Below are 26,527 nucleotides of genomic sequence, written 5' to 3' on the forward strand. Positions count from 1 at the left end.
AACGAACGATGATGTAAAGTTTGCCCTGAGGTGACCAGAGAGTGTCGCTAGCGATTACTATCCCTGTTACACCAACAAAATCTTCCTAGTGATAGGGATTAAGAATTTTAGCATTTTGTATAATCCGATTAATTTCTCATAGATGCTCATTGCAAGTGTTGATCACAATCACAACATCCCCAGTAAATATTATTTCATTAATCTCTAATGCAGCAATTGGAAGTATTGTCTAGATAATATCCTTTGTAGGCGAGAAATTAACGTGAAAAGTATTACGCATTATGTCTACAGATCAGGGACTCGGGAGAGTTTATAATTATTTACATTTTTTCAGGCAATTGTTCTTATAAAACTTTTCAAAGAAAACAAAACTTTTTTTTCTATAAATGCTAATTTTAAATGAATTGCTAAATTACAAGTAGGAGTTAACCTATATTATCCACTAAAGTAAATCGAAAACCAGAAGTTTGTCTAAACGTTATGAACATGAGTTCAACGAAAATTTACAGAGAGACAAGGAAACAGCAGCTCTATGCTAGGAGCAGTATTTATTTAGGTCTGGTGCTATGGATATAAAATTTTCTCTCGATACTCACTAGTAACTTAAAATTGCTCAATAAAGATATTATTCATTAATAAATAAGGTAGATTTTGTTTAAATGCTCTAGAATGAAGCGGTTTTAAACTCTTTAGATTCAGTAGTTGTAATATTAATGTTGAAATTTAGCGATTAAACACTAAATATAGAGTCCAAATGAATCTTAGCTGTTTATTTCTTTGTAGTAATTTTTATGACTGTCTTTTATTCTAAAAATGCACTCGCTCCTATCAGGTTTCTACATTTTTAGCGATCACTTTATGTTTTTATACAGCTTGTAAAAGTTAAGGTAAATTTAAGCAACAAAGTCAACTATTACCTCTTATAACTAAATTCAGAGCATCTTCACTGATAACTGTGAAAATTAAAACGCTATTCCCACTTAACTCACTTCATTACCCTAGAATTTATCATATAAAATCCCAAAGTAAAGTCTGGATCGAATTTCAGTATGAGCAAACTGTAAGGATTAGTCTTCAATAACATTGCACTAAAAGTAGAAATTTTTAACTCTAACAGTTTAGTGAAAATGTACGTTACAATCGCCAAATTTACTTTTAAAACCTAGAAAATATTTTGCACAACTTTGATCGCAAACGCAGATAAAGAGCCTGTTGATAACTAATAACAGTTCGTTCTTAACCCACCATTACCAGTAACTGACTGAAATCGGTTACTGGTAATGGTGGGTCTTTAGATAAACAAGACTCGGTGATCTCATTGAGAGATACACAGCAACAATAGAGAGATAATCTCTATGCAAACGTCCCCAAATAAACCAAGAAGAGTTAATAATATATATTTAACTGTTGTTCGGGGAATGGAATGCTCAAGTCACTCAAACAAAAAAACTTCCTCTTTGTTGGTTTAGGAATTCTAGGAATCACCATTGTTGGAACCATTCTCCTGGTCCCTAAAACAGTAGAATGGTTCGAGCAGAGGCAAAAAACACAGATTGAAGAAGCTCTCAAAGAAGATCCTAATAAACCATCTATTGTCTTGACTTTAGCCGAGATCTCCCCAGAACAAAGACAGCAAAAACTGCAAGAAATTGCTGAGTCTGATATTCTCTCTTTAGAACGCAGTCGCGGTCGTTATTTATTGGCGATTGATTTACTCCGAAAGTATGAAGGTGGCCCGGCTTTACGTAAACTTGAAGGATTAGACAAAGAATATCCTGTCCTAATTCCTTATATCCTCCTCAAACGGGGACGGGGTTATGAACTCACCAATGAAATAGATAAAGCTCAAAAAACCTGGAAAATGCTGGTTAAAACCTATCCCGATGTTTTAGTTACCGCAGAAGCACTCTACAAATTAGGAAAATATGATTCCCAATATTGGGAGCAGGCAATTAAAAAATTTCCTCAACATCCTAGTACTCAAAAAATCATCCGTCAGCGTTTTCAAGAAAACCCAGAACAACCTCAATTGTTGATTCTATTAGCTAAGTATGATGCCAATACTCCTAAAACTAACCAGATCCGTGATCGCCTAGTTCAAGACTATGCTAGTCAATTAACTCCCGAAAACTGGCAAGTGATCGCTGATGGCTATTGGACAACTAACGACTATAATAAAGCCGCCCAAGCTTACAAGAAAGCACCGGCTACTCCTCAAAATCTCTATCGCATTGCTAGGGGACAACAGATTCAACCCAATAGTGATAGTAAAAATGAGGTAAAGGCAGGCTATCAACGCTTATTATTAGAATTTCCTAAAGCTCCGGAAACAGCAACAGCCCTGAAACGACTCGCCAGACTATCCCAATCTGAAACCGCTGTTGGCTACTTTGACCAGATTATTAAACAATTTCCTGGTGAAGCGGGCGATGCCTTAGTAGAAAAGGCTAAATTATTAGATGGGATAGGGCGCAAAGCTGAGGCAGCTAAAAGTCGAGAAACCTTACTAGTTCAATACCCCAAGTCCGACGCAACCGCTAAATATCGTTGGAATGTGGCCAAAACAGCTGCTGAGCAAGGAGACGTCCTTAAAGCCTGGACTTGGGCACAACCTATCACGAGTAATAATCCTCACAGTCCCCTCGCTCCCAAAGCGGCCTTTTGGGTCGGTAAATGGGCGCAACAGTTAGGGCGATCACAGGATGCTAAAACGGCTTTTGAACATACCGTTTCCCATTATCCTCAATCTTACTATGCTTGGCGAGCAGCAGTTCAGTTAGGCTGGAATGTAGGAAATTTTAATACCATACGTCAAACCTTACCCACTGTCGTTAAACCTGATATCCGTTCGGTTCCTCCAGCAGGATCGGACATGTTCAAAGAACTATATCGTCTAGGACAAGACGAAGATGCTATCACTTTATTTAAAGCGGAAATGAATAATTGCTCTCAATTAAGTGTTGATGAATCTTTTACTGATGCTTTACTGAAACTCATACAAGGAAAAAACCTACAAGGAATTAATCAAGTTTGGAATCTTCAAAATAAAGACGGACCTGAATCAAAAACCCAATTGCAAAAACTTAGAGAAACTCCAGAATATTGGCACGCACTTTTTCCTTTTCCTTTCTATAAAACTATCATTGATTGGTCTCAAAAACGTAAAATAAATCCTTTGTTAGTAACCTCTTTAATCCGTCAAGAATCCCGTTTTGAACCAGAAATTGCTTCGCCAGCGGGAGCAAAAGGGTTAATGCAAGTGATGCCAACAACAGGTGAGTGGGTGGCTAATAAAATAGCTCTAAAAGACTATTCTTTGAGCAATTATAATGACAATATTAATTTAGGAACTTGGTATTTAAACTACACCCATGAGACCTATAGTAATAATTCGTTATTAGCTATTGCTAGTTACAATGCAGGACCTGGTAATGTTTCAAAATGGAGAAGAAGATATCAGATTAGTGATCCTGATGTATTTGTAGAAAAAATACCCTTCCAAGAAACAAAAAGTTATGTGGAATCTGTATTTGGAAATTACTGGAATTATCTTCGAATTTATAATCCTGAAATTTCTAAATTATTGGCTCAGAAAACTCAGAGAAAGTTTCTTGGAAAATAAAAAACGTTTTTTATTTTCCAAGAAACTTTCTCTGAGTTAATCTTCAAATATTGAGTTTAGTATTCCAGTATAGAAATACACCTAACTTTTTCGAATTTTAATGTGTTATTTCCACAGCACATCTTCTAAAATAAGTCCAATACATTAGTAGCTAATAACTTTCAAAACTTTTGTTATTAATAAGTAGTATTGTTACTACTACTTATTTGTTAAATATTCCATAGTTTTATTCTGAAATACTAGTTATATAAAGTTATTTTTAATCCCTTTTAATATATATTTATAATACTTTATATGACAATTTATTTAAATCAGATAAATTGATTAATTCAATTTATCTGATTTAGTTCTTAGTAACAACCAAAACTTATTTGGGATGATTATAAAATTCTTTAGCTATTATTACTAATGGTTTGACATATTTTTGTTTTTAACAATTACAATAATTAGTTATTGGTTTAATTTTCTTGTATCTAAAATTTTCTGTATTTGGATCATAATAATAAAACCATGCTAATAACTGCTAAAAACCGATACTTTTTAACAGTTATTAGTGAGAAAATATAGGTGAAATAATCATTCTTCAAGTAAAGTTTATTTTTTAAACGATTAGAAAAATAAACTTTATTCAGTTTTCATCTCTAAATTTTAATATTCAAGCCATAATCGTTTATTCTATATCTTTTATGATTTATCTTATGACTAAAGATTAGGTTTGAAAAGAGAAATAGCAAAAAATTGATTAACCTCAATATAAAAAAGTACCCATAAGTTAAAAACTTATATATAAAAAAAATAAGACAATAATTTTAAAAAACTTAGGAAATGTAAAGTAAAAAAATATTTTTTTACTTTACATTTTATTTAACCATAATAGTCATAATTTAAACAAAGTAAAGAAAAGTTTATTTTTTGAATTAAAAACAACTAATTTGAGAATTTAACGTCATTACTGAGTATTGGAAAAATTATGTGGAGTCAGTAAATTCATAGTCAGAAATAATAAAAAAATCTAGACTCAATTTTAATGCTTTAAGAGTTTTTATAAAGTTAGATTTAATCCTCGTTTTTTTGCAAAACTTGTGATCAAAACAATATTATTGTTTTGCTGTTTTCTACAAACTCACAAAGGATAAATTACAAAAAATAGTTTCATTAATTCTACTCTAATAGAAATTATCTATCTATTTTAGAGTAAAGCATACTAATTTTTTAAAAACTTAGTTATATGGATTAAAAGTTATCTTAAATATACTAGTAACTTAGACTGTATGTAATTACATATAACTGTGGTCACTTATGGGCTTTTAAGTTAATTAAAGGCAACAGAAATATGTTTAAATTTACATCAATAAGAACTTTAATTGATCAATTATAGTCCTTGTTTATTTAAGATAAAGCAAGATTTAGTTAAACTAGTTAACAACATAAGTGCTTTTTTATTGAGACAACTAACGACTAGCGCAGAAATATCTCTAAGATTAGACATCCAATAACTCAAAATATTTAACCTTATTTTATTGACTTTTTTAGCAACTAAGAAATTTTACTTGTTTTAAACAAACTTCTCTTTACCTACATTTTAAAGATGTAAGTAATTTTTTACCTTTTCTGTTTTGAAAAAAAATTTCAGCCTTGATTGTTGGCGGTTACCATTTTAGATAATTATCAACTTTATACTATTTATATAGTATTTATTATTAAATATTGGAAATAACAACCATGTTTTTAAATCTCGTCAAATTTACATTACAATTAATCAACAACTTAACGAAATGCCAATAACTCTCAACTCAGATGATATGATAGAAAACTCTAAAACTCAGTTATCATGATTCCACTAATAAACAACTGAATCAGTGACCCCTAAAATCGATATGATCGCCGTTCCTTCTTCTCCTGATGAAATTATTGATGCCCTCGAAACCCCTATAGAATTCAACTTCCAGCTCCCCAATCCTGAAGACGAAGCTATTCAGGAGACGGACTTTCAGCAACAGCTAGATACTGTCTGGAAGGTTTGTGATCGTTTTGATTTACAAACTGATATTTGGAGAGGGCGTATTTTACGGGCTATCCGTGATCGTGAAAAAAAAGGTGGAGACGGCCGAGGGACGGGATTTCTAAATTGGCTTAAGCAAAGAGAAATCACTAAAAGTCAAGCTTATGCTCTTATCCAACTTGCTAATAGTGCAGATGCCCTGTTGGCAGAAGGACAGCTGAATCCCAACTCCATCAACAATTTTAGTAAACGGGCATTTATCGAAACAGCTAAATCCGATCCTGAAGTGCAAAAATTAGTTAGTGAAGCTGCACAGAATGGTGATCACATCACCCGACGAGAAGTTAAACAACTCTCTGATCAGTGGACAACTATGAGTTCGGAATTACTTCCAGATAAAGTCAAAGAGAAAGCTTCTGAGGGAATTCTACTAGCCCGTAATTTAGTTCCTTTAGTTAAAGAGATGGAAAAGTTACCCGAGAGCCACCTCAACGTAATTCAAAAGGAAATTGCCGAAAGTCCTGATATTGATACTGTTAAACTTCTCACTTCGGAAGCACGAAATTTGGCAAAATATCTCGATGCAGGAGCCAAAGTACAAACCCTTAAGAATCGCTCGATTGACTTAGAGATGGCGTTAGAAGAGGCGTTAAGATTGGATTGTTTGAGTACAACTGCTGATCTGCTTAAACAAGCAACCCAACTTGAACAAACCGTAGCGAAGCTTTATTCTACTTGGAAGCGGGTGGGGAGTCTAGCTGATCGGCTGTATGTGGATACAGGAGCGAGTAATCCTAACTTACGAGCAATGTTAACTTGCCTGGAATCTTTAAACGGCGAAGTCATTGAGGTGCAACTGGATGATGCGGGGGAAAAAATAGTCCGTTTAAAAATGATGACTGAATGATATCGGTTAACCGTCATATTTTTTCCTATGAGTCACATAAGCGTATATAAAACCTAAAAAACTGGGTTTTCAGTATTTCTGTGACAGAAATTAAAGATATTTCGTAGGATAGTTGAGGCAAACAACTGATTTCGGTAAAAAAAAACTCAATTTATATTAGAATTGTAACTTGCTAACATGAATTTTGTGACTAATAATACGGTTTATCCAAAAATATTACGAGTCAAAACCTAATGATCTAGAGACAAGACACATAGACAAAGTTAGGGTAAACTCAAAATGGTCGTTATTCAAGGAATTAGTTGATGCGGTGAGACAATACTTAGCGTAGCGAAAAAAAACGTTATTTATTAAAAAATCCTAATCTTTTATGAAACAATCAACAACTTATCAAGCCAATTATCAAAATTTGTTGCAGTTAATGCAGCGAGCACAAATATCTAATTTTAGCCAACTGACTAAAATTTCCGGAGTCTCCCAATGGCAGTTAAATCGCCTCCTAGTGGGTTTACTGCCAAAAATGACTATTGAAAATTTATTAAGATTATCTAAAGTGTTAAAAGTTCCCATCGAACAATTACTAAGTGAATTTTGTAAAGATCAGTCTTTGTTGGACTCCTCAGGACTTTCTCAACTTGAAACTCAAGATATTGATCTATCAGATTTGGAGAAAGTTAGACAAGAATATCAACAATTACAACAGCAATTAAACGAACAAAAAGAAATCCTAGAAAAAGACTTTCAAAAATCTAGTTTAGAAGCCCTAGAATCTTGGCTTTTACAATGGCCAACAGCAGCGATGATTGCTCACAAAAATCCTCAACTCTCGGCTGTGAAACTATTACCTCTAGTTAAACCGATCATCGAGTTACTTAAACAATGGAACGTTGAAACAATTGCAGTAGCAGGAGAAAAAGTCCCCTATGATCCTCTGTGTCATCAATTATTAGAAGGAAGTGATTATGTTGAACCAGGAGAAACTGTCATCATCCGTTATATTGGCTATCGTCACGGGGAAAATTTGCTGTATAAGGCAAAAGTGAGTCCGGTCAAGAAAATACCAGCTAGTTAAAAAACATTAGCAATTTAAGATTTTTGTAACAAAAAGTAATCAACTACATTTATTGAATCTTAACAGAGAATAATTTTATCAAATTTACATGACATTGAAATACAAAATGGTGATTCCGTCACATTTGATACTAACCTTAGTGGACAAATTTTTCTATCCTTATGGTCAAGAAGTAGTGTGAGCATCGTTGTGATCGCTCTTCTGAGTTAAATTAGTGATATTAATCTATGGCTTCCCAAGCAATCCTCCGTCTCCTCGAACAATATCCGCAACTCGGACCGTTCATTGAAGAAGGTCGTTTTTTGATTGGTTATACCAATGGTAGTGCTAATGGGAAGCAAGTTCCTGTTTTTCTTTTGCGCTCTCCCTGGACTCAGTTCTGTATTCAGGCAACCGCTTGTGATTCACTGATTTCTGGAGCAGTTTTAGTAGTGACAGAGGACTCTCAATGGAGTCCTGAAAGCAACTGGAAAGCCTATAACTTCACCATAAACAGCCCATCGCCGAAGAGTTCTCGTAGAAACCTTAGACAAAAACGCAGTTCCTCTGCCCAGTCTGTACCTCCATTGGCAGCAATGGCCGCAGAAATAGCAACCGAAGAAACGAAAAAATCTCCTGTCTTATGCCAGGGCGTTCGTTAGTGCATCAAAGGGTTTGGGGCAGATAATCGTAGACTTTGACACTCTTCGAGAACGCCCCTGCTCGCATGCTCGAAATATTAACAAATTCTGGGCAATTGCTCCCCGCTTAACATATCAACAATACGACTGGCTCCAATTTTACTCTCTAAAGTGACTAACCCCATGCCTGGTCCTCTTCCTGTAACTTGACCAATAATGCAGGGATCTTGTTGATGTGCTCTCATAATTTTCATAGCAGTATCTACAGAGTCTTGAGGAATAAACGCTACAAACCGACCTTCATTAGCCACATAGAGAGGATCAAACCCTAATATTTCGCACGCCCCCTGGACATCTTCACGTACAGGAATAGCGTTCTCTTGAATATTAAGAATAACCCCTGCACCCATTGCAATTTCATTTAGGGCGCTGGCTAGGCCGCCACGGGTAAGATCTCGTAGGCAATGAATGTTTGTCTTGGCCTCTAACATAGCTAAAACAACAGAATTTATAGGAGCGCAGTCACTTTCAATGGTCGTTTCAAATTCCAGCCCCTCTCGTACTGCCATAATCGCGATACCATGGCGGCCTAAATCTCCACTGATCAAGATAGCATCTCCTGGTTGAACACTTTGAGCTGCAATTATTTGATCATGTTCGATTATACCGATTCCTGTGGTATTGATAAATACCCCGTCTCCTTTCCCTCGATCAACTACTTTGGTGTCTCCAGTGATAATTTGAACTTGAGCAATTTGAGCAGAATGTTGTAGGGACTGAACAACATTCCAAAGGATTTCCATCGACAGTCCTTCTTCTAAGATAAAACCCACGCTAAGATAAAGAGGACGTGCCCCACTCATAGCTAAATCATTGACAGTTCCGTTAATAGCTAAACTACCAATATCTCCCCCAGGAAAAAATAGAGGATGAATAACGTAAGAGTCGGTAGTAAAAGCAATTTTCTTAGCGTTTAAATTCAAAATAGCAGAGTCATGTGGGGGAGTATTTTGAGTCGTATTAAAGACAGGAAAAATCATCTTTTCAAGCAACTGCCGCATCAATTTCCCCCCTCCTCCATGAGCAAGTAATACTTGAGGATATTGATCCAAGGGTATCGGACAAGTTAGGTTCAAATCAGTCATAAGTGATTGAGAAATCAGTAATCAGAGATTAAGACAAAATGTCAAATATAACGTACTACTTTGCAAGTAAATTTATTACCCAAATTAAGCTATAAAAAGTAACTCTCAATTTTAGCGAAGGTTAGACAGATTAGCGCTTCACTCAATTGACTAGACTCTTTCAGTCTAGCTGTGACAACATTGCAATAGACAAAGTTATAATAAGAGTTTTGCGAGTTATTAGCTACTAATTTAGCAGACCTAGTTTAAAGTATAGCACTACGCAAAAAGGTTAGGACAGTTTTTCAGTTAGAAAAAAAGTAATAAAATAGCAAAATCAATGCGATACTCTATGCGTGCACCTTATATTTAAGATCTACACAAGAAAGTGATTTAAGAGGTACAAAGAGGATATAAAACACAGGCTATATTTTTTATTTCAAATTAGTTTTTATACTATAAATATATGCTTAAAACAGCAACTAAAAAGGAGATTAAGAAGAACTCTAATAAACTAGAACAATAAATTTTCTAAAAAAATTATGAAAATATCAATAGTAGAAAACTTTGATAGATAAAGTTAGATATATTTATGAAATAAATTATCTACATTGTAATGATATTACATTAGAAAGACTTTACGTTATAAGACATAAAAATAAAAGGGTAATACTGGACAAATCAGTCTATAATAAAGAGAAAATAGATTTTACTATTTAAAGTATTAATGGGTTACAGTAGGAATTTATATGAAATTTGATTATCTCAAAATCTAACTACTCAATAGGAACCAGAAGATATTTTTTTTTAATAAAAAACTAATTTTTATAGGAATAAACTATTATAGAAATAGTCTAATAAACTAGACGTAAACCACGATATTTTTAACCTGACTCTCCAGATTCAAATAAAATTAAGAATTAATAATTTGTTGTAAAAACTTAAATCAAAAAATATTATCTAAAATTAAAGCCGTTAGAGAATATGTAGACACTATTTTTAGTTCAGATCCTACTTAACGTTTTTACGTCGTGCTATAGTTGGACACAAATAAGTAGCATTATGCTGATGTATATTTTAGGTTTAAAAGTGATAACCACAAACATAGTTAGTTATAAGAACTCTAATTCACTAATGTCATCTTGTCGTTTAAGGGTCTTTCTTAAATCTAGGCAAGAAATGGCTTGACTTGAATAAAAAGAAAAAGTTAAATGTATGTAGTTTTTTAGAAATAAAAAAATGGCTTAAATATAAATTAATTTCAAAGTAGTTGTAAAGGTAATACTTGTATTCTCATTTCCCAGACTTTATTTCTTCTTAAGAAAAAATAATAAATAACAAAATACGATGAATATAAATTAGCTACATCAGTAATAAAACCAGTATAATTACGCTTATAATAAAATAGTTTACAAGTCAAAAGATTGCTTATTAAGCATAATAAACCTAAGGTATTAATCAACTAAATACAAAAAAAATCTAAAGATTATTAGCATATATTGAAACCTAGTATTAGGTATATAATAACTATGCACTAACTCATTTATCTATTAATTTTGAACTTTATTTGAGTTTTTTACAATAAGTTGAAAGCTTATTTTTCTCTTTAATAATTATAAACATAGTGGTGTTCATCTCTATTTTACTATTTAAAATAGTCATTTACTAATATTAAAATTCTATAAAATTTTAAAAGAATATCAAATCTAGAACAAGCCTATTAAAAATAAGCAAAAAATGCTTTGTAAAAAATATCTAAGAAGAGATTAGATGATTTTTTCACAGAATTTATTGAAAAATTAAGTAAATAACTATCAATAAATGATAAAAAATATTATATAGATATGAATTGTTTAATACGTTAACTAAAACCTCTTCTTTATAAGAACTTTAACTTAAATTTGTATTCTTTTATGAATGAATTAAGATCCAAGAGTATACTTTTTTGTAGGGTATGGACTAATTATAATATTAACTTTTATTAATTTACATTTATAATTTTTGTCTTAAGTACTCTTTCGGGAGTTAATTTTACTTTACTCTCTTTTTTTAAAAGTTTAGATAATTGTTGACTATCTTTTTCTTTTACAAACTGATGTTTACTCTAATCCTTATCTTTTTCAAGACTAGTTTTTTTGTAATCATACTTGCTAAAAAATTTTACTAAATTTACAATTTATTTTACTTTCTATCTATTCTTTAAAATTTTAAGATGTTTTCTATTGCCAGTGAAATTTTATATTTTTTAAAATTTTAATCATGTTAGTTTAATTTCTAAAATAGCTATTATCTAGTAATTGCTATTTTCTAACTGCTTTCCTATTTTGAATATATTTATTTGAATGTACTTAGAGTACAATTAAATAAACTTAACTATTTTTATAATCTATCAATTAGATTGCTTTTATCTCACTGATGTCCTTGAATTATGTGAAAGAGTTAAATTGATATTTAAGATCTAGTATGGTATTTTTTCTATTAAAACCTCTCAAGTATGTAATAACCTTATATGGTGACAAACTCAATAATAATCAATATCAACAATAATTTATCTATTTAAATTTTTAGAAAAAGCAACTAATTTGAATTAAATTGATAGTTTATCAAATATTTATTGCTTTCACTAATAAATACATAAAAACTTATATTTTAAGTTATATAAGTATAATTAACTTGATTAATAATAACTTTTATATTAAATATTCAACAACCAATATATATAGAAAGTTCTATTACTAAGTGTCAAAGATAAAATTAATAATTGTTTAGGACTTCCTTTATTTTAAAAATGTAATTTTTTGTGATTACTAGAATAAAGCAACAAATTGGATTACTACATCGAATCAATATTAAAGTTCAATCTTAATTGAGCTTAATCTTATAAGATGGGAATTATTTTGATTGTCCGCTCTTAACACTATGCTTTACCAACCCTACTATCGTTACTTCCTTCGTTCGAGTGTTCCCCACCACACCAAGTACACTACAATAAGAAAAGTTAATATTATCCGTTTAGTCTAGAAACTATGTCAGTATTGGCAGCGATTGCAGTTTTAGCGTTATTAATTGTCGTTCATGAATTAGGTCATTTTGCCGCCGCAAGATTGCAAGGAATCAGAGTTAACCGCTTTTCTATCGGTTTTGGTCCAAGTCTCGTAAAATATAAGGGGACCGAAACTGAATACGCTATCCGTGCTTTTCCTTTAGGGGGATATGTAGGATTTCCCGATGATGATCTCGATGGTGAAATTCCCTTAGATGATCCCAATTTACTTCGTAATCGTCCTGTATTTGATCGGGCTATTGTCATCAGTGCAGGAGTGATTGCTAATCTTGTTTTGGCTTATTTTCTTTTAGTGGTGCAGGTCGCTACTGTTGGTATCCAAGATATTCAATCTGGATTAGCTGTTCCTACTATTGAACCCGCATCCGCAGCAATGGAAGCAGGAATGAAATCAGGAGACATTATCCTTAAAGTTAATAATACTCCCTTAGATAACTTTCCCGAAGCGACTGACTTCTTTATCGAAAAAATCCAAAACTCTCCTAATCAACCTCTTTATTTTACAATTGAACGAAATAACGAAACTTTATCTGTTACCGTTACTCCAAAATCTAATGACCAAGGTCAAGGTAAAATTGGGGTAGGACTAGTCCCTAATATACACTTGAAAAAGTCTCAAGGACTTGTTGATGCGTTTACTTACAGTGCGGATGCTTTTCAAAATTTAGTGACTCTAACTGCTAAAGGATTTTGGCAACTTGTGAGTAATTTTCAAGAAAACGCTAAACAGATAGCAGGTCCAGTCAAAATTGTCGAATACGGTGCTAATATTGCTCAAAATAATGCGGGAAACCTCTTCCAATTTGGCGCGCTAATTAGCATTAACTTAGCTATTATCAATATCCTACCTTTACCCGCTCTTGATGGCGGTCAATTAATCTTTTTAATGGTAGAAGGACTACGAGGAAAACCCTTACCCAATAGATTACAAGAAGGCATTATGCAAACAGGGTTAGTGTTACTCCTTAGTTTAGGACTATTCCTTGTTGTCCGCGATACAGTTAACTTAGCCTTTTTCTAAGAGTAATTTCAACAAGTTTGATTGTAATTATTTAGATAAAAATATGAGCATTGAGCACAGGGGGAAAAACACAAAACAGCGAGCATTAGTGATATTAAATCTTCTGAAACAGCTGTATCCTGATGCTACTTGTAGTTTAGTTTATAATTCCCCTGTGCAGCTTTTGGTTGCCACGATTTTATCGGCACAATGTACTGACAAAAGAGTTAATAAAGTTACCCCCAATTTGTTTTTTAAGTTTCCTGATGCATCATCCTTAGCTCAGGCAGATCTAGAAGAATTAGAAGAATTGATCCGTTCGACAGGATTTTATCGAAATAAAGCCAAAAATATTCAAGGTTCCTGTCAGAAAATTGTTAGAGAATTTGACGGAGAAGTTCCTCAAGAAATGGACAAATTACTGAGTCTACCAGGAGTTGCTCGCAAAACTGCAAACGTAGTTTTAGCACACGGGTTTGGACTTAATCAAGGAGTTACAGTAGATACCCATGTTAAGCGTTTAAGTAGACGTTTAAAACTAACAAAAGAGACTAATCCTGTAAAAATTGAAAGAGATTTAATGAAAGTATTGCCTCAACCTGATTGGGAAAACTTTTCAATTCGCATAATTTATCATGGTCGGGCAATCTGTCATGCTAGAAAACCAAATTGTCCTGATTGTAGATTGGCCCATTTATGTCCTTCTGTCGTAGATGGATAGATTTAATTGAAATTAAATGTTACCATAGCTGATGTTCAATACTTATTGAAGTAAATCGTCAAATTTTCCGGTGTACAATCATAATTTTGCTCTTACTACAACTAGACTAAATTAGTCAAAAGTCCTGATGGTTTATTGTAAAAATAAATTCTTTTCTAAAAAAGGTTAATCACTCCATAAATTCATTAGGAGAACAGATGAATTTTAAGGTGAAGCATAAGATTTTCATCGCACCTCACCCATGTTAAATAATTAAGCTGATTGCAGCTTAAAAAATTACTTCTCAAGCCTTTACTTATCTAGCTTTTAAGGGTAAAATGGTAATCCCTGTCTTTACAAGACGTCAAGTAAACGGTAGCGTTGTCGGAGGAATAAATTTGTGACTCAGCGTACCCTGGGAGGAACCAATCGAAAGCAAAAGAGAAAATCAGGCTTTCGTGTACGGATGCGAACTCAAAACGGTCGTAATGTGATTCAAGCTAGAAGAAAAAAAGGACGATACCGCTTATCTGTTTAACCCTTGTCACTCTTATTCCCAAACAAGTGTTCAACGTTAGATCAAAATTAAACGTTATGGGTTATCGTGTAAGTCATTTCTAACCCAATTCTAACCAGGTAACATAGTGGGATTACCTAAAGTCCATCGGCTAAAGAAACCCAAAGACTTCCAAGCTGTTTATAAACGGGGCCAACATTATAAGAGTTCTCGTCTTTTGATACGAGTACTTTTAAAAAAACATGAAACTATGACCTCGCTTCCAACTCAGTTTGGTATCTCCGTGAGCCAAAAAATTAGTAAAAAAGCGGTAGTTCGCAATCGTCTTAAACGACAGATTAAAGCAGCAATTCGCTCCTTACTTCCCATAATTTCTCCCGGATTAAAAGTAGTGATTACAGTGCGGCATAGTCAGAGTGAGTGCAATTATGACCACTTTTTGCGAGAATTAAAGCAGTTGTTCATCAAATCTAATATCGTCTATGGACATACGAGAGAATATCTTTTATGAAGGAAGTCCTCATATTGGGGGCTTGGTCATTAATATTTTATTAGGATTTGCAGTTATTTGCTTACCTCTAACGGTTGGGTCCGTAGTCAGAGCAATTTGGTTGCTTTACTGCATTACAAATCATCAGATTTCCATCACAGATGGTCGGATGAGATACGATTATACCGACACTGTCTATGACGAGATCACCAAAATGGTTAAAATTCCACAGGGAACAATTGGACTATGGAATGACATTGCTGTTACACTCCAAGATAAGAGTCGTCTGGAGTTGAGAGCAGTTCCTGACTTCCGTAAAGCTTATGACTATATGGCTGAAAAAACTGAGACAGAAACCCCTGTTAGAGCAATTATCAGCAGGTAGATTTTAAAATTAGACCAGGTCAGAGGCTTTTTAACCTCTTCCTTTATTACCAATATTCGGTAAAGTAAACTACAGATAACCCTACAGCGAGACCGCTTGGATTAAGACGAATGGACTTTGGTGTCGGATTTATTTCCACAAACATTATGCTGCCAATCCTGGATTTCTTCTACGGGATTGTGCCTAGCTACGGTTTTGCGATTATTGCCTTAACCCTAGTAATTCGCTTTGGACTGTACCCCTTGAGTGCGGGGCAAATTCGCAATATGCGAAAAATGAAGATTACCCAGCCCCTAATGAAAGAGCGACAAGAAGAAATTCAGCAACGCTACAAAGACGATCCTACGAAACAACAAGAAGAAATGGGAAAGGTGATGCAGGAGTTTGGCAACCCTTTAGCGGGTTGTTTACCCCTGTTGCTACAAATGCCCATTCTCTTTGCTCTATTTGCTACTTTACGGGGATCGCCCTTTGCCGACATTAACTATACAGTTGATCTTCAGATTCTCCCTAGCGAACAAATTGAACGTGTTGTACCTCAACCTTTTGCGACAAAACCTAGCAATATCTACATTAGCGATGGTCTTCATTACCCCATTGTGGCTTTACTACCTGGAGGGACTAAATTAGCAGTTGGGGAAAAAACTAGAGTTCAATTTCAAACTACTGAAGGTCAGTCCCTTATGAAATTGGTCGCTGAAACCCCTGAAAGCAATATTGAGCCAACTTTTGGAGTTATAAAAGGCTCAGAACGAGTTAAAATAAGTGAAGATGGAACGATAGAGGCCTTAGTCCCTGGGGAAGTAACTATCGAAGCCACTATTCCGGGGATTGCTGCAAAGACAGGTTTTTTATTTATTGAAGCCTTAGGACGAGTTGGTGTTATGGGGGATGATGGAACTATCAACTTGGATATCCTAGCCATGGTTTTGTTCTTTGGTGTTAGTATTTATCTAAATCAAGAATTATCCGGTTCTTCAGGCGGAGGAGCACAACAGCAACAGGCAGTGAATAAAATTACTCCCATAATTTTTAGTGGAATGTTTCTCTTCTTTCCTTTGCCGGCAGGGGTGTTGATGTATATTGTTGTGGCCAATGTTTTCCAGACCCTACAAACGGTCATTTTGATGCGGGAACCTCTACCAGAGAACCTACAAAAATTGGTTGCACAGCAAGAAAAGGCTGAAAAAATTCAAGAAGCTCTTCCCTTCGAGAAAAAAAGATCTAAAAAGAAAACGTCTTAATTTGCTAGTTAACGATAGGTTACAAGTTGTCAAGATGGAGCGAGAAGTCCACTCAGGTAAAGCTTGGCTCGAAACCCTATTAACTTTAATGGGGTTAACAGCACAAGTTAAGGTTCAAGACAAGAAGAGTCACTCTGATGAGTCCCCTGAATCCTGGCTGACGATTGATAAAACTCAGCTGACTCCCCAACAGACTGATATCCTCTTAAGGGAACAAGGAGCAGGGATAGATGCGATTCAATATCTAGCTAATACTCTCATTAATTTGAGTGTGGAACCCAGAGAACAACGGAGATATACAGTTGAACTTAATGGCTATCGTCTTAAGCGTCAGGAGGAACTTGTTACCTGGGCACGAGAGGTGGTTCAAAAAGTACGACAGACGGGACGGGAGGTAGAAATGTCCCCCCTCTCATCGGCAGAACGCCGTCAAATTCACACTTTGTTGAAGGATGTCGAAGATGTGGAAACAGAAAGTCGTGGACAAGAACCTGATAGGCGATTAGTAGTCAAACTTCGATAAGCTGTTTATTAGTTAATGATCTTATAGATTCATCAGTCCGCTTTTGCGGACTTTATTTTTGATTATATTTGTCTACTGCTGTATTTTCTGTCTTTAATCATCTCTATACTTATCTCTATCCCGAAAACTTCTGATTTTACATTTGATGATAAACTGGAGTCTTTTCAACCGTAAATCTAGAGAAAATCCTCGATTGGCTGGTACTACAATAGTACCAGCTATACGATCATGAAATGCTTGATTTAACTCCTGATCTCCAAGAACTATTCCACAGTCTACTAATAGGGGCATTGTTAATAACAACATTGATAAACCGTTACGGAAACTTATCCTCAATCCTATCATTGCTAATAAAGCTACCACGCCTAAAATACCTTCTCGTTTAGCTAATTCAATTAACCCCGGAATTTTACTGAACTGGACATCAATCACTTTTATGTCAAACGCCCAACTTCCTAAACTTTGTCCCTGATTTTTTTCTACTAAAATAACCCGTAATGTTAGCCAGCAAATAATAAAAATTAGTCCTTGTAAAATTCCTCTAAAAAATGAACTGACAAACCAAATAGTTACAAAATCTAGGACAAAAGCATAAGTCCTACGATCAAGAGGAACTTTAGGAAACCTTCGATAAATAGCTGATTCATTATCGGGATACATAATTTAAAATCAGTTGAAAACTTGATATTTAATCAATCAATGAAAACAGAATTAAAGGCTTTAACTTTTAAATCTATTCCTGTAATAGCTGTCCCTACAACAACACTATGAGCTCCATATTCTAAAGCTTTTTTTGCGTCTTTAGGGTTGCTAACTCCTCCTTCACAAATAATAGGAATATCTAATTGTTTAACCATTTCTTGCAATAAAGAATACCCAGGAGGAGACAAACTTTCTGTCTCTTTAGTATATCCATAAAGTGTAGTTCCTACATAATCTGCCCCTGCTTTACTCGAAGCGAGCGCATTTTCAATAGTATCTACATCAGCCATAACTAATGTCCCTAATTCCTGATGAATTTGCTTGATTAAATTCACCATGGTTCCCCCTTGAGGACGGTTTCGGAGGGTTGCATCAATAGCAATAATATCAGCCCCTGCGTTAGCAATTTCTACTGCATCGGAAAAACAAGGAGTAATGTAGACATCATACCCTTGATAGTAGCGTTTCCACAAACCAATAATTGGAATATTAGGCAATAATTTTCGAACAGCATTAACATGGGATGGAGTATCAACTCTAATGCCTTTTGCTCCTTGATTAATAGAAGCCTTAGCTATAGCTGCTATAATTTCTGGGTCGTGTAAGGGAGAATCTATAGGAGACTGACAGGAGACAATAAGACTAGATTGCGGTATTTTCATAGTTTGTTTTCTAGATCAGATTAATTTGATTAGCTCAGACTTCTCTCAGTTAGAAGTATTATTTTTTTCTGGTTAACTTAAATTTTTTTAGTTATTTAATATATTTATATTACTTAATAAATTTTAAAATTTATTAAGTAATATAACGACACTTACTAATTCTGAATTGATAAATAAAATTATTGATTTACAAAAATCAACTTTCAGAGAAATTTTAATTTTTATAAAATCAAGTTAACAGTTACTAATCAGACATTATACAGGGTATCTTTAGAAAAAGATAACAATGACTAAAACAGAAAAAAAAAGAAGCTATATTGTTTATTTATTGCTTTGAGCAAGGATAATAGTCACTAAATCTTTTTAAGAAATTTTAACTAAAAATAACAACTTACATTGACTCATCTTCCTCATTATTTTCAGTAGACATTAAAGCATTAATTCTTTTTAACAAAAGATTAGGTTGAATAGGTTTTAATAGATAATCATCAATTCCCCTTTGAGAAATATCTGTCCAATCTGTTGAAGATATTTGATGGCTCAGTAAGAGGACTTTGATTGATTTAGTATTGGGTAACTGTTTAAGAGTGTCACTAATTTGATAAGCATCGGTCAAATCTTGATCTAAGATAACAGCAGTTGGCTCTAAAAGTTCAATAGTCTTAACTGCAGTAGCACTATCTATCAACCAAATAAATTGGTAATTAGCTGCCGTTAATAGTTCTCCTACTAAAGTAGCAATTTCTTCATTGCTTTCAATCAAAACAATACTTCTATTACCTTTAAAAAATAATTGATCACGCTTTAAATTTCCTAATGGTTTGAGTTGGCGTTGGGGTTGATTAGGCAGCCTGACCGTAAAGATTGATCCTTTTTCTAAAATAGATTCCACCTCAATCGTTCCTCCATGAAGTTCAACTAATTGTTTAGTTAAGGCTAATCCTAGTCCAGTTCCTCCATAAGTACGTTGCCGAGAGGTTTCCAACTGTTGAAATGATTCGAATAAGAGAGAAATTTGGTTTTCAGCAATTCCAATTCCCGTATCTTCTACTTGAAAACTCCCTTGAGTTCCTTCTCGCCAAATCCTCAAAGTAACCGTTCCTCCCTCCGATGTGAATTTTAAAGCATTATTTAATAAATGACAGAGAATTTGTTGTAGTCTTTCAGGATCGACAAAAAACTGATTTTCTTCTTGACCTTCTACTTTGAACTCTAATACTAATTTAATATTTCTTTGGTCAGCTTCTTTTTTGAATTTTTGATAGGCAGTTTTAGCTATATTTTTTAAGTTAGATTCTTGAATAGATAAAACATATTTCCCAGCTTCTAGCTTAGAAAATTCTAGTATTTCATTAATTATTTCTAACAAATGTTTTCCACTATCTTGGATAGTCCGAAGATATTGTCTTTGTTTGTGTAAAGGGAAAGATTTATTTTCTCCTGACCAATATAACAATGTTCCTGACAATCCAATGATACAGGTTAAAGGGGTCCGTAATTCATGGCTCATATTTCCTAAAAATTCACTTTTAGAGTGGTTCGCTGCTTGGGATGCTAACAAAGCATCTCGAAGTTCTTTTGTTCTTTCAATAACTCGCTGTTCAAAAGTTTTCTTTTGTTCTTGAACTTGGACATATAATTGAGCTTGATAAATAGCGATCGCTAAATGTTCTCCAATTTGTCCTACAAAGTTTTTTTCACTATCAAACCACTGTCTTTTTTCAAAACATTGATGAGCGATTAGTAGTCCCCAAAGTGTCTCTTCAACAATAATAGGGGCAATTAATTCAGACTTTATCCAATATTTTTCAAAAAATTGTGTTAGACAAAATGATGAGTAGCAAGTTTTATCTACGTCTTCTATAGCTATAATCGAACCTCGACAATATTTTTCCCGATAACTAAGGATATAGAAAAAACAATTATCTTCAGCAGTAACATTTAAAAGAGAGGGAATTTTAGTAGAAAGCTTAGATTCATAGGTAACATATCCACAATTTTGATTGGACTTAATATCTGACGAATAATCGGATTTGTCATGACAAAATTTATAAATTACTGACCGATCAACTTGAAGAAAACTTCTGAGTTCTCTAACTGCCGTTTCTAGAATACTTGACAAATCTAAATTTTGGCGAATTTGGGTAATAATTTGGCTTATTAATCTTTCTTGTCCAATTTTCTGCCGCAGAGTATCCTCTAGTCTATAAAAACTAAGATCTCTATAAATTTTTTGAGAATCATTGATGGAATCTGGAGCTAAAATGTCGAATAATTGAGTGATAAAAATCTTTTCTAGGAAACTTGATGAAATTTGTTTACTCAAAGAATATTGCGTGAGAAGCTCCCATAAAATAAATGAAGGGGCAAGATTTTGTTTGAGATCATTAATAAAATCTGCAATCATCTGTTGATCCCAAATAATACTTGCCTGATAACATAAGGCGGTAGTATCAAAAGTTCCCCGCAATAAAAGACTTAATTCAGAAGACAGTAATAAGGAAAAATGTTCTTCCGCTAAACTCCTGTCAGGATTAGGAATTTCTGCTAAGATCATCTCCTGTGTAATTAATGTTCCATTAATTTCCTCCATTGCTGCAAGTTGTCGCCAGAGAGAACCTAATTCCTCGAACACTCTAATGGATAGGGTTCGGCATAACATAGAGTCTTGAAAACGAGTCATTAATCTTGGAGACAGTTAGAGACAACGCAGGTAAAACCCTTGCTCTAGGATCTACCTAATCCACTACGCCATACCTGAAACCTAATAATTTTTAAAGATAAGGAGTTTCAATGCATCGAATTGCTGCTACCCCAGGAGGCTGGAATTCTGATAACGAAGGTGTAATCTTTGTTGAACAAAATCCAGCTCCGATTATTTTCCTTAGTGCAGCCGATACAGATATTCAAACCTTAGCCTATGCAATTAACCATTTACCGCCTAACTTTCCTGCAATACGGGCTGTTAATCTTCTACAATTGCAACAACAACTGAGTATTGATAGCTATGCCGACACAGTATTGTCCCAAGCTAAGGTTATTGTTTTACGATTATTAGGGGGTCGATCCTATTGGTCTTATGGATTAGAAGTCGTTAAAGAAATAGCAATTTCTCTAAAGATTCATCTCTTTATTCTACCAGGTGATGATCACCCTGATCCTGATTTAATGAGTCATTCGACAGTTTCTTTAAGTCACAGTAATCAATTATGGCGGTATTTAACTGAAGGGGGCATAGAAAACTGGGTAAATGCTTTAAAATTTATCTGTGATATTTATCAAAAAACATCCTATCATCCTCTCACTCCCCAACCCGTTCCTAAGTTTGGTCTATACTCTTGGCAGTTTCCAGATAAGACTTCTCTTAGTTCTTATCCTAATCTTGTCTTACTTTTTTATCGTTCTAATTATTTAGCAGGTAATTTACTGGTTATTAATAACCTTTGTCAAGCTTTAGCAGAAAGGGGCTTACATCCTTGGCCAATCTTTGTCTCTTCTCTACGAGATCTGGAAGTTCAAGGAAAAATAATTGACTATTTTAAACAATTTAAAAATAACCCAATTCAATTAATTCTTAACACTACCAGTTTCTCTTTAGCTAAGATAAACTATGACTTAGAAAATATTGACAATTTAAATTTCTGGAAAAATTTGAATCTTCCCGTCTTACAGGTAATTTTAAGTGGAGGTACTTTTGAACAGTGGCAATCTAGTTATCAAGGGTTAAACCCCCGTGATGTTGCGATGAATGTTGCCCTTCCTGAAATGGATGGTAAAATCATAACCCGTGCAGTTTCTTTTAAATCAGTTCAAGCTTGGAATAAAGACTTAGAAACCGATGTTGTGATTTATCGACCTGTCGATGATCGGATTAATTTTGTCGCTGATTTAACTCAGAATTGGATACGGTTAAAAACTACTCCTATTGCTGAAAGAAAAATCGCCTTAATTCTCGCTAATTATCCCAATAAAGATGGTAGAATTGCCAACGGAGTAGGGTTAGATACTCCAGCAAGTTGTATTGAAACTTTGAAGGCATTAAAAAAAGCTGGATATCAAGTTACAGATATACCAGAAACAGGGGATAAATTAATCGAATGGTTAACCGCTGGGATTACTAATGATCCCGAGGGAAAAGAATTAAGACCTATTTATCAGTCCCTTTCTCAATCAGACTATTGTACTTATTTTGAAACCTTGCCTCATCCAATTCAAACCCAGATAGAGCAACGTTGGAAAACTCTTTATCAATCCCAATCTATCTCATCTTTTCATATTCCTGGTATTCAATTGGGAAACATCTTTGTTGGCATTCAACCTTCAAGGGGGTACGATTTAGACCCTAGTTTAAACTATCACGCTCCTGACTTAGAACCTACGCCTCATTATTTGGCCTATTATCATTGGTTAAAACATCATTTTAATGCCTCAGCCATTATTCATTTTGGCAAACATGGTAACCTGGAATGGCTACCTGGAAAGAGTCTAGCTCTTTCTGCTAATTGTTATCCTGAAATAACTCTAGGAACGCTTCCTAACTTTTATCCGTTTATCGTTAATGATCCAGGGGAAGGGTCTCAAGCAAAACGTCGTTCTCAGGCTGTTATTTTAGATCATTTAACACCCCCTTTAACCCGCGCTGAACTCTATGGAGACTTAGAAAAACTTGAAACTCTAATTGATGAATATTATGAGGCTCAAACCCTCGATCCCTCTCGCCTAAAAATTATCAGTGATCGCATCACCCAACTGATTAACGAAACTCATCTCAATCAAGATCTAGGCATTGATTTAACCACCAACACCTTAAGCCAATTTTTAACCCTTGCTGATGGCTATTTATGTGAATTAAAAGAAGCCCAAATTCGAGATGGTCTACACATTTTTGGACAATGCCCTCAACACCCTCAACTCACAGAATTAACCCTAGCTATTGCCCGTTTTCCTGACCTTAATCGTCTAGGACTAACTACCGCTATCGCTCAAGACTTAGAGCTCAATTTCTTCCCCTTAACCACTTCTCCCACAACCCCATTTTATTCCCCCCTTTTTTCTCCCTCTGCGCCTCCAAATCTGTGCCTGAAACTAAAACAATGTCGTACTACTGGACAAGCTACAGAAGCTCTAGAAACCTATGCCGGCGAAATCATTGAATCTCTTATTCTCACTCCCCAAATGTCCATTGATTGTCCCCTCAACGCCACTCGAACCGAACTCCAATGGATACAAACCCATCTCCTGCCATCCCTTCATCAAACCCACCAAGAAATTACTAATCTTCTTAAAGGACTCAACGGCGAATACATTCCTAGTGGAGCTGCTGGCGCGCCGACCAGAGGACGGACAGACGTTCTCCCCACCGGTCGTAACTTTTACTCAGTCGATATCCGTGCTATTCCTACTGAAACTGCTTACAATGTTGGAAGAAAAGCTGCAGAAGCAGTTATTGAACGCTACACTCAAGAAAATGGAGAATATCCCAAAACTTTAGCTATTTCTATCTGGGGGACTTCTACTATGCGAACCGGAGGAGATGATGTAGCGCAAGTATTTGCTTTATTGGGTGTTCAACCGATTTGGGATGGGTTATCTCGTCGAGTTGTAGGCTATGAAATCCTTAGTCCATCAGTGTTAGGACGACCACGTGTAGACGTAACGGTTCGAGTATCGGGCTTTTTCAGAGATAGCTTCCCAAACCTGCTACAACTGATGTACAATGCAGTAAGCAAGGTGTCGGACCTAGAAGAAGAAAAAGACATAAATCCCTTAGCTGCCCAAGTTAAAGAAGATAGAGTTTTTTGGGAAAAAGAAGGGTTAACTAAAGATAAAGCTAAACTAAATGCTCAATATCGAATATTTAGCTCAAAACCTGGAGCATATGGGGCAGGGTTACAGGGATTGATTGAGGCTCAGAATTGGAAAGACGACGCAGATTTAGCAAAAGCTTATTTAAATTGGAGTTGCTATGGTTATGATAAGGATGGCATCGGTCATGGGGTTCCAGCAGTTTTTGAAAAACGCTTAAAACAGTTACAGATTGTCTTACATAATCAGGATAATCGGGAACATGACTTATTAGACTCTGATGATTATTATCAATTTCAAGGAGGACTAACTGTTACTGTTAGAGCATTAACCAATAAAAATCCTGAGACGTATTTTGGAGATAATTCTATCCCATCTAATCCTAAAGTTAGGTTATTAAAGGAAGAAATAGCTAGAGTTTACCGTTCCCGTGTTATCAATCCTAAATGGATTGCCGGTGTGATGCGTCATGGCTACAAAGGGGCATTTGAAATGGCAGCGACGGTTGACTATTTATTTGCTTATGACGCCACGGCTAGGTGTGTAGAAGATTTTATGTATGAAGGGGTTACCCAAGCTTATTTATTAAATGAAACGGTTCAACAGTTTGTTTATACAAAAAACCCTTGGGCTTTACGGGACATGGCCGAAAGGTTATTAGAAGCAAATTTAAGGGGATTATGGCAACCCCTTGAAGGAGAAACTTTAAAAAAATTACGGGATATTGTCCATCACGCAGAAGGAGCGATTGAGCAAATCTAGGGACAATTAAAATTTTGAAAATTCTCTTAACCCTTACGTTTTTTTATGCATTTATTCTGTATTTATTCGTTTAACTACATCCATCTACTTAATCAACTCTTGTGTAGACATAAGAAAAATCATAATTAGTCTCATGGGACCTGGGGAGAAGACAACCTCTATTGATGTAAAAAATATCTATCAATTAGGAAAATTAGTTGCTCAATAGGTATAGGTTTATTGACAGGAGAAATAAACGTCATGGTCATAAATATAGTTAATAAAGAAACCAAAGGACTGGGCAGTTTAACCATCGGAATTATTCATTGCAAATAATGCCAATAATATTGCAGTTACAGTTGGTTGATATCACAATTATGACTAACTCAGGAAATACTCCGAATAATATTAATGTTCTTTCTTCGGATGTAGTGATTACCTGTAGCCTGAAATTAGGAATAACTTCTGAGATAGTGTTAGCCCCAAGAAAGAGAAAATACGTAATCTCATTGAGTGATCGTCTTCTAAGTCAGCAATTTTTTACTGGTTTATCCGAGGAAATTGTTTTGATTGCCTCGAGTCCTAAACGAGATTCTCAATTAACTAGTGAATTAATTGAGAATCTATAACAAAGTTCTGGAGAAGTAAACCCAATCTTATTAGAGATTATCCTTAAATTAGGGCGCAAAAAAGATATCTGAACGTGAGTTTAGCAGATGTCTCCTATGTATCCTAAAAAAATACAAGAGACTGGGATTTTCTTTGTCAGTCAATCTCAACTATATATGACATCATACACAGTATGTAAAATAAAAATCAAATAAATTATACTCAATTGATGATGCTGTCAGTTAGCAATCAAAGTCTTCACCAATTTATTGTAAACTTTTCCAAACCTACTTCTTGTTTACTTTTGAGCTCACTAGTGTAGCTTATATCATTCAGTCCTCTCCCTAGAGTCTATAGTTTAATCAAAATGGGGGATTTCTGTAAGATTTTTAAATTTTTGTGTCGAAAAAATTTCATATTAGCCAGTTCTAATCGTATCAGAAACTTTCCTACCCTGATTCTTTTTGATCAAGTATGGACTTTGTATCATTTTAGTAAATTTCGTAGGCGAAACGATATTCTTAAAACTTTACAAACAATTCAACTCAATTAATTAGCAAAAACTATTTAACTGGTCGGTTCACTTTTGATAACTAATAAGGGAACGATAATCATGTGCTCGCAATCTCCACTTTGTTCTGAACCTATTAATTAAGAAAACATGATATTCAGCCACAGATAAAACAGTAAGAATTAAGTCACTATAATGATAGTGTCGGTAATAAATAATCGTTAAGG

At 34.5% G+C, this 26,527-nt stretch carries 18 protein-coding genes; 13 read left to right on the plus strand and 5 right to left on the minus strand.

Translation table 11 applies throughout. The features are described from left to right. Positions 1 to 1,423: 1,423 nt before the first annotated feature. The 4 genes from RGRSB_RS08380 to RGRSB_RS08395 all read left to right on the plus strand — a co-directional run bounded on the left by RGRSB_RS08380 (position 1,424) and on the right by RGRSB_RS08395 (position 8,244). The gene (locus RGRSB_RS08380; RefSeq protein ID WP_119260651.1) at positions 1,424 to 3,622 is read left to right on the plus strand and encodes a lytic transglycosylase domain-containing protein; all 2,199 of its coding nucleotides are present in this window, start codon (positions 1,424 to 1,426) and stop codon (positions 3,620 to 3,622) included. Between the two features lie 1,877 nt (positions 3,623 to 5,499). After that, complete coding sequence (locus RGRSB_RS08385; RefSeq protein WP_119261022.1) at positions 5,500 to 6,531, plus strand: hypothetical protein; 1,032 nt, start codon at positions 5,500 to 5,502, stop codon at positions 6,529 to 6,531. Positions 6,532 to 6,901: 370 nt separating this feature from the next. Continuing rightward, a complete protein-coding gene (locus tag RGRSB_RS08390; protein WP_119260652.1) occupies positions 6,902 to 7,603 on the plus strand; it encodes a helix-turn-helix domain-containing protein in 702 nt (233 codons plus the stop codon). Between the two features lie 227 nt (positions 7,604 to 7,830). Further along, positions 7,831 to 8,244 (plus strand): hypothetical protein, encoded by a 414-nt coding sequence (locus tag RGRSB_RS08395; RefSeq protein WP_119260653.1) that lies wholly within the window; start codon positions 7,831 to 7,833, stop codon positions 8,242 to 8,244. 77 nt (positions 8,245 to 8,321) lie between these two features. Here the strand turns inward: RGRSB_RS08395 and hypE are convergent, their stop codons facing one another. After that, positions 8,322 to 9,368, minus strand: coding sequence for a hydrogenase expression/formation protein HypE (gene hypE / locus RGRSB_RS08400; RefSeq protein ID WP_119260654.1), 1,047 nt, complete (start codon positions 9,366 to 9,368; stop codon positions 8,322 to 8,324). A gap of 3,005 nt (positions 9,369 to 12,373) precedes the next feature. On the opposite strand from hypE, the gene rseP reads away from it, so the two are divergent. The 7 genes from rseP to RGRSB_RS08435 all read left to right on the plus strand — a co-directional run bounded on the left by rseP (position 12,374) and on the right by RGRSB_RS08435 (position 17,270). Next, on the plus strand, positions 12,374 to 13,432 hold the full coding sequence (rseP, locus tag RGRSB_RS08405; RefSeq protein WP_119260655.1) for an RIP metalloprotease RseP: 1,059 nt from the start codon (positions 12,374 to 12,376) through the stop codon (positions 13,430 to 13,432). 43 nt (positions 13,433 to 13,475) lie between these two features. After that, a complete protein-coding gene (nth, locus tag RGRSB_RS08410) occupies positions 13,476 to 14,132 on the plus strand; it encodes an endonuclease III (RefSeq protein ID WP_119260656.1) in 657 nt (218 codons plus the stop codon). Positions 14,133 to 14,511: 379 nt separating this feature from the next. Beyond that, the gene (gene rpmH, locus RGRSB_RS08415; RefSeq protein WP_044106898.1) at positions 14,512 to 14,649 is read left to right on the plus strand and encodes a 50S ribosomal protein L34; all 138 of its coding nucleotides are present in this window, start codon (positions 14,512 to 14,514) and stop codon (positions 14,647 to 14,649) included. Between the two features lie 106 nt (positions 14,650 to 14,755). Further along, positions 14,756 to 15,139, plus strand: a complete 384-nt coding sequence (rnpA, locus tag RGRSB_RS08420) for a ribonuclease P protein component (RefSeq protein ID WP_119260657.1) — start codon at positions 14,756 to 14,758, stop codon at positions 15,137 to 15,139. After that, complete coding sequence (locus RGRSB_RS08425; RefSeq protein WP_119260658.1) at positions 15,111 to 15,503, plus strand: PH domain-containing protein; 393 nt, start codon at positions 15,111 to 15,113, stop codon at positions 15,501 to 15,503. The genes rnpA and RGRSB_RS08425 overlap by 29 nt, the downstream gene beginning before the upstream one ends. Before the next feature lie 110 nt (positions 15,504 to 15,613). Next, the gene (gene yidC / locus RGRSB_RS08430) at positions 15,614 to 16,747 is read left to right on the plus strand and encodes a membrane protein insertase YidC (RefSeq protein WP_119260659.1); all 1,134 of its coding nucleotides are present in this window, start codon (positions 15,614 to 15,616) and stop codon (positions 16,745 to 16,747) included. Between the two features lie 34 nt (positions 16,748 to 16,781). Next, complete coding sequence (locus tag RGRSB_RS08435) at positions 16,782 to 17,270, plus strand: Jag family protein (RefSeq protein ID WP_119261023.1); 489 nt, start codon at positions 16,782 to 16,784, stop codon at positions 17,268 to 17,270. Between the two features lie 93 nt (positions 17,271 to 17,363). On the opposite strand, the gene RGRSB_RS08440 is transcribed toward RGRSB_RS08435, so the two are convergent. From RGRSB_RS08440 to RGRSB_RS08450, 3 genes are all read right to left on the minus strand, one after another. Beyond that, positions 17,364 to 17,930: an RDD family protein gene (locus tag RGRSB_RS08440; protein WP_119260660.1), complete on the minus strand. Its 567-nt coding sequence runs from the start codon at positions 17,928 to 17,930 to the stop codon at positions 17,364 to 17,366. 32 nt (positions 17,931 to 17,962) lie between these two features. Continuing rightward, the gene (locus RGRSB_RS08445; RefSeq protein WP_119260661.1) at positions 17,963 to 18,634 is read right to left on the minus strand and encodes an N-acetylmannosamine-6-phosphate 2-epimerase; all 672 of its coding nucleotides are present in this window, start codon (positions 18,632 to 18,634) and stop codon (positions 17,963 to 17,965) included. Between the two features lie 391 nt (positions 18,635 to 19,025). Beyond that, the gene (locus RGRSB_RS08450) at positions 19,026 to 21,317 is read right to left on the minus strand and encodes a hybrid sensor histidine kinase/response regulator (protein WP_119260662.1); all 2,292 of its coding nucleotides are present in this window, start codon (positions 21,315 to 21,317) and stop codon (positions 19,026 to 19,028) included. A gap of 110 nt (positions 21,318 to 21,427) precedes the next feature. Between RGRSB_RS08450 and cobN the strand changes: the two genes are divergently transcribed. Next, complete coding sequence (cobN, locus tag RGRSB_RS08455) at positions 21,428 to 25,201, plus strand: cobaltochelatase subunit CobN (protein WP_119260663.1); 3,774 nt, start codon at positions 21,428 to 21,430, stop codon at positions 25,199 to 25,201. Positions 25,202 to 25,359: 158 nt separating this feature from the next. Here cobN and RGRSB_RS10805 read toward each other — a convergent pair whose 3' ends face one another. Beyond that, complete coding sequence (locus RGRSB_RS10805) at positions 25,360 to 25,494, minus strand: hypothetical protein (RefSeq protein WP_269460783.1); 135 nt, start codon at positions 25,492 to 25,494, stop codon at positions 25,360 to 25,362. 21 nt (positions 25,495 to 25,515) lie between these two features. Between RGRSB_RS10805 and RGRSB_RS08460 the strand changes: the two genes are divergently transcribed. Continuing rightward, positions 25,516 to 25,809, plus strand: coding sequence for an SLOG cluster 4 domain-containing protein (locus tag RGRSB_RS08460; protein ID WP_420822992.1), 294 nt, complete (start codon positions 25,516 to 25,518; stop codon positions 25,807 to 25,809). The last annotated feature ends 718 nt before the right edge of the window (positions 25,810 to 26,527 follow it).

Source organism: cyanobacterium endosymbiont of Rhopalodia gibberula (genome assembly GCF_003574135.1).
GTDB lineage: Bacteria > Cyanobacteriota > Cyanobacteriia > Cyanobacteriales > Microcystaceae > Rippkaea.